We start from the raw sequence: 13,359 nt of genomic DNA, 5'->3' as shown, positions 1-13,359 counted from the left end.
GCCGCAACCCAAGTCACCGCCGAAGCTTTCAACAGCCCCGAAAGCCTATACTATGGGCCGGACACGCCCAAATGCGTTCAAATATCCCTTTCCGCTTGCCCCACGAGCCGCCATGCCGTCACGTGCTGCGACGATCTTGATCGTGCTATTACCTCTCATTGCGGGACCCGCCATGGCATTCGATTCGGAGGCTCATCGCGGCGGGCGGGCACTGCTGCCGGAAAACACGCTTCCGGCCTTCGCCAACGCGCTGTCGATGGGCGTGGACACGCTGGAGCTCGACGTCGGCATCACCGCTGACGGCGAAGTCGTCGTGTCGCATGAGCGCGGGCTTAATCCCGATATCACACGGGATGCGAGCGGCGCCTATGTCGCGGCCCCCGGCACGCCGTTCGTAAAACTGCGGCTCGCCGACGTCAGGACCTACGACGTCGGCCAGATCCGGCCAGACAGTCCTTACGCGAAGCAATTCCCCGACCAACGCGCCATGCCGGGGACCCGCATTCCAACCTTGAGCGAGCTGTTCGCGCTGGTGCGCAAATCCGGCAATACGCGCGTGCGCTTCAACATCGAGACCAAGATCGATCCGAACCATCCCGACGAAACGCTCGATCCCCAAGCTTTCGTCACCAGACTGCTCGCCCTGATCGAAGCCGAAAAATTCTCCGACCGCGTCATGATCCAGTCGTTCGACTGGCGGACCCTGCTGCTGGTCCAGCAGCGGGCCCCGAAGATGCCGACGGTGTACCTGACGCTCCAGCGCGGCTCGGGCCAGACGGTGGCGCTGGACAAGGCGACCGGTTGGACGGCGGGATTCAGCCCGGCCGATCACGGCGGGTCGCTGCCCCGAACCATCAAGGCTGCGGGCGGCGCGATCTGGTCGCCCTATTTCGGCGATGTGACCGCGGCGCTGATCGCCGAGGCCCATGCGCTCCGGCTGCGGGTCGTGGTCTGGACGGTCAACAAGCGTGAAGACATGGTGCGCATGATCGAGATCGGCGTCGACGGGATCATCTCCGACAGGCCCGATTTGTTGCGGCAAGTCGCGGGCGAGAAGGCAATTGCGTTGCCCGCGGGGAGCCCGGTGGAGCCGTAGAAGCAAGTCTCGTGTCCCCGGCTCTGCAGCGCATCGCTAAAGAAGCGCTGCGCTGCGTCCGGAGCACGAGAGTGTTGCCATGTCGTCCCTACTCCCCATCCCGCAAACGCCGGTACAGCGCGCCCAGAATGTTGGAGTAATCGTCGGTCCAGACCCGCACCCTGTCGTCGGCTTCGGTCTGCTCCCAAGATTTGGACGATGCGAGCCTGCCGACGTCGGCATCCTCTCGGGCGGAGATGACGACGTCGGTCGAGAAGATGTAGTCGCCATCGCGCCCCGAATCCTCGTTGTAGACCCAGCTCTTGAGATCGTTGGCATCGGCGATGCCGACCACGACGGTCTCGAGATCGAGGTGGCGGTTGGAGACGTGCATCACCACGGCGCCGTGCGGAGCGAGCTTGTCCTTGTAGATCTTCATCGCCTCTTCTGTCGCAAGATGGATCGGGATCGCATCCGACGAATAGGCGTCGACGATGACGAGATCATAAGCGCCGTCCGGCTCCTTCGCGAAGGTGAGACGGGCATCTCCGATCACCGGCTTCAGGCCCGGCATGCAGCTCGAGATGTAGCGGAAATTCTTCGGATCGCTTGCCGCGTCGACCATCGACTGATCGATCTCGAAGAATGTCCAGCTCTCGTTTGGCTCGGCGGCGCAGGCGAGCGTGCCCGATCCGACGCCGATAGCCGCGACCTTCAACGGCGCGCCCTTGCGCTCCCGAATCGCGCTGACGGCCTGACCGATGCCGCCATCCCTGTGATAGTAGGTGATCGGCTCGGGCCGGCCGGTGACCGGCGTGCCGTCATTGTTGAGGAAGCGCTCGGCGCCGTGGATCGTGGTGCCGTGCATCAGCACGTGGAAATAGCCGCCGGGCGTTACCACGATCTTGTGCACGCCGAAGAAGCTGCGCACCGTGGTGACGCGGCCTTCGTCCGCCGGATAAACCCGGATCAACGCCAGCGCGAGCGCGATGGTGGCGAATATCTTCCAGCGGCCGGCGTTGACCGTCAGCGCCAGCAGCGCGGCGAGCACGCCGACGCCGCCGGCCGCCCAGACGCGGTGATCCTCGAACCAACTCGACAGCCCGCCCGTCGTGAAGGACGGCGCAACGAGCACTATGACGAGCGCTGCAAGCGCCAGCCAGTACCATTTGACGATGCCCGCCAGCCGCTCGTTCGCGGGCGGCCGGCACAGCGCGGCCAGTGCGATCAGGATCGGATATTCGGCGATCCAGGAGAATGTGAACGGCGCGACGAGCCCCGCGAATAGGCCGCCGACCATGCCGCCGAACGACAGCGCGACATAGAATCCAGTGAGATATTTCGCGGCCGGCCGTGTCCGCGCCAATTCGCCGTGGCAGGCCATCGCGATGACGAAGAAGCACAATTGATGCCCGCCGAGCGTCAGCAGCAAATTCTGTTCGCCGCCGAACGCCAGCAGGAAGACGACGCCCGCGATCGCGACCGGCTGCAGCATCAGCATCCATTTGTGCGGCAGCAGCGGCCGCGACTGGAACACCACCACCCAGGTCAAGAGGTACAGCGACAGCGGCAGCACCCACAGCAGCGGCGCGGCCGCAACGTCGGTCGAGATGTGCGCGGTGACGGCGATGAGCAGGCCGGACGGCACGCCGGCGAGGAATATCCAGCGCAGCCGCGTCATGAAACCGGGCGCCGGCGCATTCAAATCCTCGGTTCGCGCATCGACCATGGCGAGCTTCGGCGAGCGCAACAGCAGCACGCCGCATGCGGCGATCAGGACGATCAGAATGCCGTAACCGCCGGTCCAGAGCCGGTTCTGCGTGTGCAGCGTGAACATCGGCTCCAGCAGGAACGGATAGGACAGCAGGGCGAGGAAGCTGCCGATGTTGGAGGACGCATAGAGGAAATAGGGATCATGTCCGGCGGGATGCCCGGTGCGGACAAACCAGGCCTGCAGCAACGGATTGTTGGCGGCGAGCGCGAAGAACGGCAGCCCGATCGAGATCACGAACAGGCCGAGCAGCCAGATTGCGTAGCCCGAAGCGGGCGGATCGCCATAGGCCGAGGCGATGCCGAGCGGCAGCGTGGCGAAGGCCGCGATCAGCAGCAGGAGATGCACCACCACGGGAACGATGCGGTTCCTCACCTGCATCAACACATGCGCATAGGCGTAGCCCGCGAGCAGCAGCGACTGGAAAAACACCATCGCCACCGACCACACCGCCGGCGAGCCGCCGAGCCGCGGCAAAACCATCTTCGTGAACAGCGGCTGCACCGAGAATAGCAACAGCGCGCTGACGAAGATCGCGGCGGTGTAGACCGTCAGTAGCAGCCGGTTGCGTGACGAGGACGGCAGCTCCGTGGCGGGTTGCACGATCGAATCCATGGAAGCTCCAGCATCTCCGGCGGGCGCCGGGCGCGCGCAATGGAGCACAAGGCGCCTGAACGGGCAATAAAGGGTCTCCTGATGTTGCAGCGGGAAATGCTTGATATACAGATGTCATTCTGGGCCGGGTCGTTCCGACCGTTCCGGAATGAGCGTGGAGCAGCTTGACCCCTTCATGACCGAAACCGACGTCGTCATCATCGGCGCTGGCCATAACGGCCTCACCTGCGCGGCCTATCTCGCGATGGCCGGCTTGCGTGTGCGCGTGGTCGAGCGCCGCAAGGTGGTCGGCGGGGCCGCGGTCACGGAGGAGTTTCATCCGGGCTTCCGCAATTCGGTCGCAGCCTACACCGTGAGCCTGCTCAATCCGCAGGTGATCCGCGACTTGAAGCTGGCCGAACAGGGCCTCAGGATCGTTGAACGGCGCGCGCAGAATTTTCTGCCCGCCCCCGACGGCAGCTATCTCCTCACCGGCGAGGGGCGGACGCAGGCGTCCGTCGCACGGCTGAGCGCGCATGACGCAAATGCGCTCGACGGGTTTTCGCGCAACCTGGAAGATATCGCCGACGTGCTCCGGCAATTCGTGCTGCGCGCGCCGCCAAATTTGCTCGATGGCTTCGGCACGGCCTCGATCCGCGAAGCCGTGAATGCATTCCAGAGCGCCAACATCCTGCGTGGGCTGTCGCTGGAGCAGAGCCGCAGTCTGCTCGATCTCTTCACCCGCTCGGCCGGCGAGATGCTGGATGAACGTTTCGAGCATGATCTGGTCAAGGCGCTGTTCGGCTTCGATGCCATCGTCGGCAATTATGCCAGCCCTTACGCCGCGGGCTCGGCCTATGTGATGCTGCATCACGCCTTCGGCGAGGTGAACGGCAAGAAGGGGGTCTGGGGTCACGCCATCGGCGGCATGGGCGCGATCACGCAGGCCATGGCACGCGCCGCACGCGACCGCGGCGTCGTGATCGACACCGACGCGGGCGTGCGCGAGGTCGTCGTCGAGCGCGACCGCGCGGTCGGCGTGGCGCTGGAGAACGGCACGACCATCCGCGCGAAATATGTCGCAGCCAATGTCAATCCGAAGCTGCTCTATACGCGGCTGGTCGCCGCCGATGCGCTTCCCCAAACCTTCCTCGACCGCATCCGGCACTGGAAGAACGGCTCCGGCACCTTCCGCATGAACGTGGCGCTGGACCGCCTGCCCTCGTTCATGGCGCTGCCGGGCGACGGCGATCATCTCACCTCGGGCATCATCCTGGCCCCTGATCTCGGCTACATGGACCGCGCCTTCCTCGATGCCCGGGCGCACGGCTGGAGCCGAGAGCCCGTCGTGGAAATGCTGATCCCATCGACGCTCGACGACACGCTCGCGCCCGCAGGACACCATGTCGCGAGCCTGTTCTGCCAGCACGTCGCGCCGGAGCTTCCCGATGGAAAGTCGTGGGACGACCATCGCGACGAGGTCGCCGACCTCATGATCGCGACGGTGGACAAATACGCGCCGGGTTTTGCGACGAGCGTGCTCGGCCGCCAGATCCTGTCACCGCTCGATCTCGAACGGCAGTTCGGCCTGCTCGGGGGCGACATCTTCCACGGCGCGCTCTCGCTGAACCAGCTGTTTTCGGCCCGGCCGATGCTGGGCCACGCCGACTATCGGGGGCCCCTGAAGGGCCTCTATCACTGCGGCTCGGGCGCCCACCCCGGCGGCGGCGTCACCGGCGCCCCCGGCCACAACGCCGCGCAGGCGATCCTGAGGGATCACCGGTCGCTGTTCGGAACCCGTGGATAAGCCCGTGGATAAGCTGTGGACAGACTGTTGGCAGAGCTGTGAAAGGGCGGTGGGTTACGCCCCTCCAAGCCTGGTGCAAATTGGTGGAAAATCCGGGGATGAACGGCGGGATAATCCGTGGACAAAGTCCGGACAAACCCGCGGATAGCCTGTGGGCACCCTATTGCAAGCCAATCCCCAAAAACGACTTCGCCCGCCAGGGGGCAATTCCCCCGACGGGCGCGGCTCGGAAGCAGTCGTATGGAGAATTGGCCCCGCCGGGAAATGGAAGGCGGAAATTACTTCAAGGAGCTGCTAATCGAAGTGAACTTGTCGTTCATGGTGGTGCCCAGGCCGTTCACCACGGTGATGATCGCCAGCGCGATACCGGCTGCGATCAGACCGTACTCGATTGCGGTTGCACCTGAATCGTCGGTCCAGAACTTCAAAATCATGCGCTTCAAGTCTCGCCTCCTATTCTATTTCAAGCTGTGTGGGTTGCCCAACACCCGGAAATGTACGGGATACAACCTGCGGGCGGGTTAATCTCCTGAACCCAAGTTATGCGAAAAATTGGGAACAAAAGTTCCAAAAATTGAACCGGACGGAACCCTGAGAATGCAGCCTTCCACCCATCGCGTCAGTTTTTCGATCGGCAGCGAGATCGCCGCCAAGCGCATTGTCGACGTCCTCACCGAAATGTTCTTCGAGGACGATGCGGCGGTCGCCGCGTTCGAGCAGCCGAACGGACAGTGGGACGTCGCGCTGCATTTCGCGAACGCGCCGGACCGGGCGTGGCTGCGCGAACTCGTTGCAACCTCAGCAGGAAATGAGATCGCGGACACGCTGGCCTTCGACACCGTCGAAGCCAGGGACTGGGTCAAGTCGAGCCTGGAAGATCTCGTGCCGGTGCCGGCCGGGCGCTTCGTCGTCCACGGCAGCCATGACCGCGATCGCGTGGCGCCGAACAAGCTCGCCATCGAGATCGAGGCGGCTCTCGCCTTCGGCACCGGCCATCACGGCACCACACGCGGCTGTTTACTCCTGCTTGACCATGTCCTGAAAAGCACCCGGCCCGGCCGCGTGCTCGACCTCGGCACCGGGACCGGCGTGCTGGGGATAGCGGCGGCGAAGGCGCTGCATCGCGCGGTGCTGGCCTCCGACATCGACCCGGCCTCGGTCAAGGTGGCAGCCGAGAATGCCTTGTTGAACGAGGTCGGTCACAATGTGCGCGTGATCCGCGCCACCGGCTTCGCAGCGGCTGATTTTGGCAGATGCGGCCCGTTCGACCTGGTGCTGGCGAACATCCTTGCCAATCCGTTACGGCAATTGGCGGGCCCGTTGACGCGACACCTCGCCCCTGGCGGGCGCGTCATCCTATCCGGCCTGTTGACGCCCCAGGTGCCCGCCGTGATCGCCGCCTACCGCGCACGCGGCCTCGTGCCTCTGAAGCACTTGCGGATCGAGGGGTGGAGCAGCCTGTTGCTGCGGAAGATGGGGTGAGTACGGGTGCTGCCGTAGATGCCGCTACTTTGACGCCTTCTCGTCCCGGCGCATCGTGCGCTCGGCCTGCGAGGCGCGCCTCGCGCGGCGTTCGGCGAAACGGTCGATCATCTGGTTGATGAGGCCGCGCGGTTTCTTCGGTGTTGCCGCAGTCGGAGCGCGGCGCACCGGCGGCGTAATCTTCTCAAACGTGAACGCTGGCATCGAGTGTCCCCTCGTCGTTGAGATGAACAACTTGCTCGAATTTCCCTGTTATCCGGACGAAGCGCAAGTGCCGCATCCTGTACTCCACTCAATTCGAATGGAACTTGTTCAAGCACAGTCCATGCCAGATGCGACCTCAAATGCGTCTACATTGCGGAGCGATCCGCATGATCCTAAAGTGATCCACCATGTTCGAAGCGCACTTCCAGACATTCGAGGAGCCCGAGGCCGGCGTCGCATTGACGGCGCGGCTGGCCGCGCTCCGTGAAGAACTCGCCCGCCGCAAGCTGACCGGTTTCGTGATTCCACGCGCCGATCAGCAGCAGAATGAGTATGTGCCGCCGTCGGAAGAGCGCCTGGCCTGGCTGACCGGTTTTACGGGCTCGGCGGGACTGGCGGTGGTGCTGACGCACGAGGCTGCGGTGTTCGTCGATGGCCGCTACACGATCCAGGCGGCCAAGCAGGTCGATTCAAGGGCCTGGGCCGTGGAATCTCTGATCGATCCGCCGCCGGAAAGCTGGATGTCGGCACACCTGAAGGCCGGAGACCGCCTAGGATTTGATCCGTGGCTGCACACTTTTGCGGCAGCCGAGCGTTTGTCCGCCGCCTGCACCAAGGCCGGTGCCGAGCTGGTCGCCGTCGACAGCAATCCGGTCGACGCGATCTGGCAAGACCGGCCACAGCCGCCGATTGCGCCGGTCACGGTGCACGGGATGCAACATGCCGGCGTGACTGAAGCCGAGAAGCTGACGCAGATCAGGAGCGAGATCGGCAAGCTCGGCGTCGATGCGTTGGTGCTATCCGACAGCCATGCCGTGGCCTGGACCTTCAACATCCGCGGCGCCGACGTCGCGCATACGCCGCTGCCGCTGTCCTATGCGCTGGTACCGAAGGACGGCCGTCCCACCATCTTCATCGATCACCGCAAGCTATCCAATCTGACCCGCGACCATCTCGAGCAGTCCGCCGACGTGCGCGAGCCCGATGCAATGGCGCCGACGCTGATGGCGCTCGCCAAGAGCGGTGGATCGATTGCGCTCGACAATGCGACCGCGGCCGACGCGCTTAGCCGGCTGATCACGGGCGCCGGCGGCAAGCCGGTGCGCGGCAGCGATCCGATCGCGCTGCTCAAAGCGGTCAAGAACCCGACCGAGATCAAGGGCACGCAAACGGCGCACCGGCGCGACGCCGTGGCGCTGGCGCGCTTCCTCGCCTTCATCGACCGCGAGGCGGCAAGCGGCAAGCTCACCGAGATCGATGCGGTCGAGGCGCTGGAGACATTCCGCCGCGACACCGGCGCGCTCAAGGATGTGTCGTTCCCGACCATATCAGGCACCGGCCCGAATGGCGCCATCGTGCACTACCGCGTCACCCGCAAGAGCAACCGGCGGATCGTGCCCGGCGATCTGCTGCTGATCGATTCAGGTGCGCAATATGAAGACGGCACCACCGACGTCACCCGCACCATGGCCGTGGGCGAGCCGACCGACGAGATGCGCGACCGTTTCACGCGTGTGCTGCGCGGCCACATCGCGATCGCGCGGGCGATCTTTCCCGACGGCGCCACCGGCGCGCAGCTCGACACGCTGGCACGGCAATATCTCTGGGCCGCCGGCGTCGATTTCGAGCATGGCACTGGCCACGGCGTCGGCAGCTATCTCTCGGTGCACGAAGGACCGGCGCGGATATCCAAGCTCGGCACCACGCCGCTGAAGCGCGGCATGATCCTGTCCAACGAGCCCGGCTACTACAAGACCGACGGTTTCGGCATCCGCATCGAGAACCTCGAACTGGTGGTCGCTGCCGACATCAAGGGCGCGGAAAAATCGATGAACGCGTTCGAGACGCTGACCCTGGCGCCGATCGACCGCCGGCTGATCGATGTCGGCATGCTGGGCAAGGACGAACTCGACTGGCTCAACGCCTACCACGCGCGCGTCAGGGCCGAGGTGCGGCCGGCGCTGGATGCGACGACGAAGGCCTGGCTGGACCAGGCCACGGCAGAACTGAAGGCGTAAGCGCGTCATTACACGGGCTCGACGCATAGCACCACGCGATTTGCGCAAGGCTGCTTCTCCACCACAGCTGTCATGCTCCGCGAAAGCGGGGGCATCCAGTACGCCGCGGCCTCTCGATTCAATCACGACTGCCTCTGGAATACTGGATCGCCCGGTCAAGCCGGGCGATGACACCGAGTTTTTGACGCGCGCACCGCGCCCAATTCGCCACCGTCGCGCTGTGATCATAACCGTCCCGGAATCCGTATAGCCGCATTCCGAAACGCCGATATCCGTCTTGCGCGCGCACGCTACAGTCCGATTCGAATTTCTACGAGACGGACACGCAATGCACGGCATGATCAGCAAGCCGCCGGAAACGGCGAAGAACCTCGCGACCTCGCGCCTGGTGTTGCTGCTGCTCGTCGTCATGACCGGGATCGCGCCGATCTCGCTCTACATGCTGGTTCCGGCGCTGCCGGTGCTGGCGACGACATTTGGTAGCGACATCTCGGTCGCGCAGATGACGGTGTCGCTGTACATGGTCGGCATCGCGCTGTCGCAACTCATCATGGGCCCGCTGTCGGACCGTTTCGGGCGGCGCCCGGTGCTGCTCGGAGGACTGGCGCTGATGGTGGTCGCCAGCGTCGGCTGCATCTTCGCGGAAACCCTGCCGCAGCTGATCGCCGCGCGGTTCTTCCAGGCGCTGGGCGGCGCCGCCGGCATGGTGGTGAGCCGCGCCATCATCCGCGACATCTACGAGCGCGATCGCGTCGCCTCGATGATCAGCCTCGTGGTCGCGGCGCTGATGATCGGGCAGATGGTCTCCCCGCTCACCGGCGGCCTGATCGAAACCGCATTCGGCTGGCGCGCGATCTTCTACGCCATCACCATCGCCGCGATCATCGTCGCCGTCGGCATCGCATTCGCGCTGCCCGAGACGCGCCGAGACCGCGCCGCCGGCAGCGGCTTTCGCGGCGATGTCGGCATCCTGATCCGCAACCGCGCCTTCGTCGGCTACGTGATGTGCCAGGTGCTGGCCTCGCAGATCATCTTCACCTTCGCCGGCGGCGGCCCCTATATCGTGGTGACGCAGATGGGCAGGACAAGCGCCGAATACGGCGCGTGGTTCGCGACGACGGGTTTTGCGTATCTGGTCGGCAATCTGCTCTGCGTGCGCTTCGCGCCCAGGCACTCGCTGGAGAAGTTGATCTGGTTCGGCCTCGCGCTCCAGCTTTGCGGCAGCCTGTTGAACCTGCTGTGGAGCTTCACCGGCTGGAACGAGGCGCCCGCCTGGCTGTTCGGCACGCAGATGATCGTGATGGTCGGCAATGCCTTCGTGATGGCGAACTCCGCCGCCGGCGCGATCAGCGTCCGTCCCGAGGCCGCCGGCACCGCATCAGGTGCGATGGGCTTTCTCCAGCAGGGCATCGGCGCGCTGATGTCACAATTCGGCGCCTATCTCGGCGGCCATTCCGCGACCACGCTGCCGCTCACCGCCGCGGTGCTGGCGGTCTCCCTGCTCTGCGCCTGCACGATGATCTTCGTCGTCCCCCGCCGCGAGGTGCTGGTGAGCGAGACACTGATCGGGCAGGCGGAGGAGGAAGAGAGCGGGATGATGTGAGGAGCGGGACGGTCGCAACGACCTCAGTGTCATCCCCCGCGAAAGTGGGGGATCCAGTACGCCGTGGCTTCTCCGTACCCTTGTACAATCTCTGGAATACTGGATTCCCCGCCTTCGCGGGGAATGACAGCGGAGCGAGACGCGCCAGCGCGCCCTCCTCACTCCCCGATCAGCGCCAGCCACTCGTCCTCGGTCAGCACCTTGACGCCATGCTTGTTGGCTTCCGCGAGCTTCGAACCCGCGCCGGGGCCGGCGACGACGAGATCGGTTTTCTTGGACACCGATCCGGACACTTTTGCGCCTAGCCGCTCAGCGGTGGCCTTGGCCTCGTCGCGCGTCATCTTCTCCAGCGAGCCCGTGAACACCACGGTCTTGCCGGCGACGGCGGAGTTGCTCTTCGGCTTCTCGGCGTCGATGATCTCGACCTCCCTGGTGAGCCGCTCGACGATGCCGCGATTGTGGCTCTCGCCGAAATAGTCGGCGATGCTCTTGATCACGGTCTCGCCGATCTGGTCGAGCGCATCCATCTCGGCCATCGCCTCCTCGTCGCCTTGGGCAACCTTGAGGCTGGCATCGTGGAAGGCGTCCCAGGAGCCGTAGCCGCGTGCCAGCGCCAGCGCCGTGGTCTCGCCGATATGGCGCATGCCGAGCGCGTAGATAAAGCGCTCCAGCGCGATCTTGCGACGGCTCTCGATCGCGCCAAACAAATTGCGCACCGAGGTCGCACCGTAACCCTCGATGTCTTCCAGCTTGAGTTTCGAATTGCGCTTTTCCAGCGTGAAGATGTCGGCTGGCTCCTTCACAAAACCCTCGTCGAAGAAATACTGCAGCTGCTTCTCGCCCAAGCCGTCGATGTCGAAGGCGCGCCGCGACACGAACAGCTTCAAATGCTCGATCTTCTGATAGGGACAGGCGAACTCGCCGGTACAACGGGCGCGTGCTTCCTCTTCGCCAGCGGCCGTCTCTCCTCGCACGACGTCGGTATGCAGCGGACACGGGCACTTCTTCGGAAACTGGAATTCCCTGGCAGACTTCGGCCGCTTATCGAGGACGACGTCGACCACCTGCGGGATGACGTCGCCGGCGCGCTGGATCACGACGGTGTCGCCGATCCTGATGTCGCGACCCTCGCGCAGCACCTCGCCCTTGTTGCCGATGCCCTTGATGTAGTCCTCGTTGTGCAGCGTGACGTTCTGCACGATCACGCCGCCGACGCCGACCGGTTCGAGCTTGCCCACCGGCGTGAACGAGCCGGTGCGGCCGACCTGGATCTCGATATCGCGCAACACCGTGGTGGCGCGCTCGGCCGGGAATTTGTGGGCAATACCCCAGCGCGGCGTGCGCGAGACGAAGCCGAGCCGTTCCTGCCAGTCGATGCGGTCCACCTTGTAGACGACGCCGTCGATGTCGTAGTCGAGCTTTGCGCGCTGTTCCTCGATCGCACGATGAAACGCGAGCAGCTCCTCGACGGAGTGACAGAGCCTGGTCAGCGGGTTGGTCTTGAAGCCGCAGCGCTCGAACCAACCGATCATGCCGCTCTGCGTGCCCTCCGGCATCGCGCTCATCTCGCCCCAGGCATAGGCGAAGAAGCCGAGGGGGCGCGAGGCGGTGATGGTCGGATCCTTCTGCCGGAGCGAGCCCGCGGCCGAGTTGCGCGGATTGGCGAAGATGGTGCCACCTTCCGCCTTCTGCCGCTCGTTGAGCGCCAGGAACGCCTTCTTGGTCATGTAGACCTCGCCGCGCACCTCGCAGATATCGGGGACGTTGCGTCCCTTCAGCTTTTGCGGCACGTCTTCGAGGGTGCGGATATTGGCAGTGACGTCCTCGCCGACCGCGCCGTCGCCGCGCGTCGCCGCGGTGACGAGTTCGCCGCCCTCATAGCGCAGCGACATCGAGAGGCCGTCGATCTTCGGCTCGGCGGAGAAATCGATCCTGTCGTCGTCGAGCTTCAGGAAGCGCACGATGCGGCCGACGAAATCGCGCAGATCCTCTTCCGCAAAGGCGTTGTCGAGCGACAGCATGGGAACGGCATGCCGCACCTTCTTGAAGCGGCCTGATGGTGCCGCACCGACTTTCTGCGACGGCGAGTCCGCACTGACGAATTCCGGAAAACGCTTCTCGATCGAGTTGAAGCGCTGGCGCAACGCGTCATAATCGGCGTCGGTGACGGTGGGCGCGTCGTCCTGGTAGTAGCGTTCGTTATGCCCCTCGATCTCGAGCGCGAGCCGCATGTGCTCGACCTTGGCCTGCGCCTTGGTGAGGTCGGCGACGTCGCGAAGCGGTGTTGGTTTCGATTTTGCTGCTCTTGTCATTATACTTATGGTTGTGCCTCGTCGTTCCGGGATAGTCCGAAGGACCAGACCCGGAACCTCGAGATTCCAGGCTCGCTCTTCGTACACTCCGGAATGACAGTTGAGAAAGGCTCGGGAGTCATGGCGTATTACGTCTATATCCTAGCAAGCCGACGCGACGGAGCAATCTATGTGGGCGTCACCAACGACCTCATACGGCGCGTCTATGAGCATCAAATCAAAGCCGTTCCGGGCTTCACGGCGAAATACAACATCACGCGGCTGGTTTGGTTCGAGACTTATGATGACCCAGTCTCGGCGATAACGCGCGAAAAAGAGCTGAAGAAGTGGAAGCGCGCATGGAAGATTCAACTGATCGAGAAAGACAATCCGAATTGGGATGATCGTTACGAGTCGATCTGCAATTGAAAGAGTCATTCCGGGATGGTCCGAAGGACCAGACCCGGAATCTCGAGATTCCGGGTTCGCACTTCGTGCGCCCCGGAATGACGGT

At 64.2% G+C, this 13,359-nt stretch carries 10 protein-coding genes; 6 read left to right on the top strand and 4 right to left on the bottom strand.

Annotated features, from left to right (window positions below; translation table 11 throughout):
• Positions 1-112: 112 nt before the first annotated feature.
• Complete coding sequence (locus AC0L3S_RS10805) at positions 113-1,096, top strand: glycerophosphodiester phosphodiesterase (RefSeq protein ID WP_473279036.1); 984 nt, start codon at positions 113-115, stop codon at positions 1,094-1,096.
• Positions 1,097-1,184: 88 nt separating this feature from the next.
• Here AC0L3S_RS10805 and AC0L3S_RS10800 read toward each other — a convergent pair whose 3' ends face one another.
• Complete coding sequence (locus tag AC0L3S_RS10800; protein ID WP_473279035.1) at positions 1,185-3,461, bottom strand: fused MFS/spermidine synthase; 2,277 nt, start codon at positions 3,459-3,461, stop codon at positions 1,185-1,187.
• Between the two features lie 148 nt (positions 3,462-3,609).
• On the opposite strand from AC0L3S_RS10800, the gene AC0L3S_RS10795 reads away from it, so the two are divergent.
• Entirely contained in the window at positions 3,610-5,247 is a 1,638-nt protein-coding gene (locus AC0L3S_RS10795) for a phytoene desaturase family protein (RefSeq protein WP_473279034.1), read from the top strand.
• Between the two features lie 278 nt (positions 5,248-5,525).
• Here the strand turns inward: AC0L3S_RS10795 and AC0L3S_RS10790 are convergent, their stop codons facing one another.
• Positions 5,526-5,681 carry a Flp family type IVb pilin gene (locus AC0L3S_RS10790; RefSeq protein WP_085395715.1) on the bottom strand — a complete coding sequence of 52 codons (156 nt, stop codon included), beginning with the start codon at positions 5,679-5,681 and terminating at the stop codon, positions 5,526-5,528.
• Between the two features lie 163 nt (positions 5,682-5,844).
• Here AC0L3S_RS10790 and AC0L3S_RS10785 point away from each other — a divergent pair, with 163 nt between their 5' ends.
• Entirely contained in the window at positions 5,845-6,729 is an 885-nt protein-coding gene (locus AC0L3S_RS10785; RefSeq protein ID WP_473279033.1) for a 50S ribosomal protein L11 methyltransferase, read from the top strand.
• Positions 6,730-6,753: 24 nt separating this feature from the next.
• On the opposite strand, the gene AC0L3S_RS10780 is transcribed toward AC0L3S_RS10785, so the two are convergent.
• The gene (locus AC0L3S_RS10780) at positions 6,754-6,933 is read right to left on the bottom strand and encodes a hypothetical protein (RefSeq protein ID WP_473250447.1); all 180 of its coding nucleotides are present in this window, start codon (positions 6,931-6,933) and stop codon (positions 6,754-6,756) included.
• A 188-nt stretch (positions 6,934-7,121) separates the two neighbouring features.
• Between AC0L3S_RS10780 and AC0L3S_RS10775 the strand changes: the two genes are divergently transcribed.
• Complete coding sequence (locus tag AC0L3S_RS10775; RefSeq protein ID WP_473279032.1) at positions 7,122-8,951, top strand: aminopeptidase P family protein; 1,830 nt, start codon at positions 7,122-7,124, stop codon at positions 8,949-8,951.
• Positions 8,952-9,279: 328 nt separating this feature from the next.
• On the top strand, positions 9,280-10,554 hold the full coding sequence (locus AC0L3S_RS10770; protein ID WP_473279031.1) for a multidrug effflux MFS transporter: 1,275 nt from the start codon (positions 9,280-9,282) through the stop codon (positions 10,552-10,554).
• A gap of 158 nt (positions 10,555-10,712) precedes the next feature.
• Here the strand turns inward: AC0L3S_RS10770 and ligA are convergent, their stop codons facing one another.
• Positions 10,713-12,866: an NAD-dependent DNA ligase LigA gene (gene ligA, locus AC0L3S_RS10765; RefSeq protein WP_473279030.1), complete on the bottom strand. Its 2,154-nt coding sequence runs from the start codon at positions 12,864-12,866 to the stop codon at positions 10,713-10,715.
• Between the two features lie 120 nt (positions 12,867-12,986).
• Between ligA and AC0L3S_RS10760 the strand changes: the two genes are divergently transcribed.
• Positions 12,987-13,274: a GIY-YIG nuclease family protein gene (locus AC0L3S_RS10760; protein ID WP_007613521.1), complete on the top strand. Its 288-nt coding sequence runs from the start codon at positions 12,987-12,989 to the stop codon at positions 13,272-13,274.
• Positions 13,275-13,359 lie beyond the last annotated feature (85 nt).

Source organism: Bradyrhizobium sp. Ken01, assembly GCF_055807355.1.
The sequence above is the reverse complement of the archived record's forward strand: the minus strand, read 5'-3'. Positions and strand labels throughout refer to the sequence as shown.

Bases quoted from the DNA above. Each gene is read 5' to 3' on its own strand.
- AC0L3S_RS10785 (WP_473279033.1), top strand. From the start codon at position 5,845: ATGCAGCCTTCCACCCATCGCGTCAGTTTTTCGATCGGCAGCGAGATC.
- AC0L3S_RS10770 (WP_473279031.1), top strand. From the start codon at position 9,280: ATGCACGGCATGATCAGCAAGCCGCCGGAAACGGCGAAGAACCTCGCG.
- AC0L3S_RS10805 (WP_473279036.1), top strand. From the start codon at position 113: ATGCCGTCACGTGCTGCGACGATCTTGATCGTGCTATTACCTCTCATT.
- AC0L3S_RS10790 (WP_085395715.1), bottom strand. From the start codon at position 5,681: ATGATTTTGAAGTTCTGGACCGACGATTCAGGTGCAACCGCAATCGAG.
- AC0L3S_RS10775 (WP_473279032.1), top strand. From the start codon at position 7,122: ATGTTCGAAGCGCACTTCCAGACATTCGAGGAGCCCGAGGCCGGCGTC.
- AC0L3S_RS10800 (WP_473279035.1), bottom strand. From the start codon at position 3,461: ATGGATTCGATCGTGCAACCCGCCACGGAGCTGCCGTCCTCGTCACGC.
- ligA (WP_473279030.1), bottom strand. From the start codon at position 12,866: ATGACAAGAGCAGCAAAATCGAAACCAACACCGCTTCGCGACGTCGCC.
- AC0L3S_RS10780 (WP_473250447.1), bottom strand. From the start codon at position 6,933: ATGCCAGCGTTCACGTTTGAGAAGATTACGCCGCCGGTGCGCCGCGCT.
- AC0L3S_RS10760 (WP_007613521.1), top strand. From the start codon at position 12,987: ATGGCGTATTACGTCTATATCCTAGCAAGCCGACGCGACGGAGCAATC.
- AC0L3S_RS10795 (WP_473279034.1), top strand. From the start codon at position 3,610: ATGAGCGTGGAGCAGCTTGACCCCTTCATGACCGAAACCGACGTCGTC.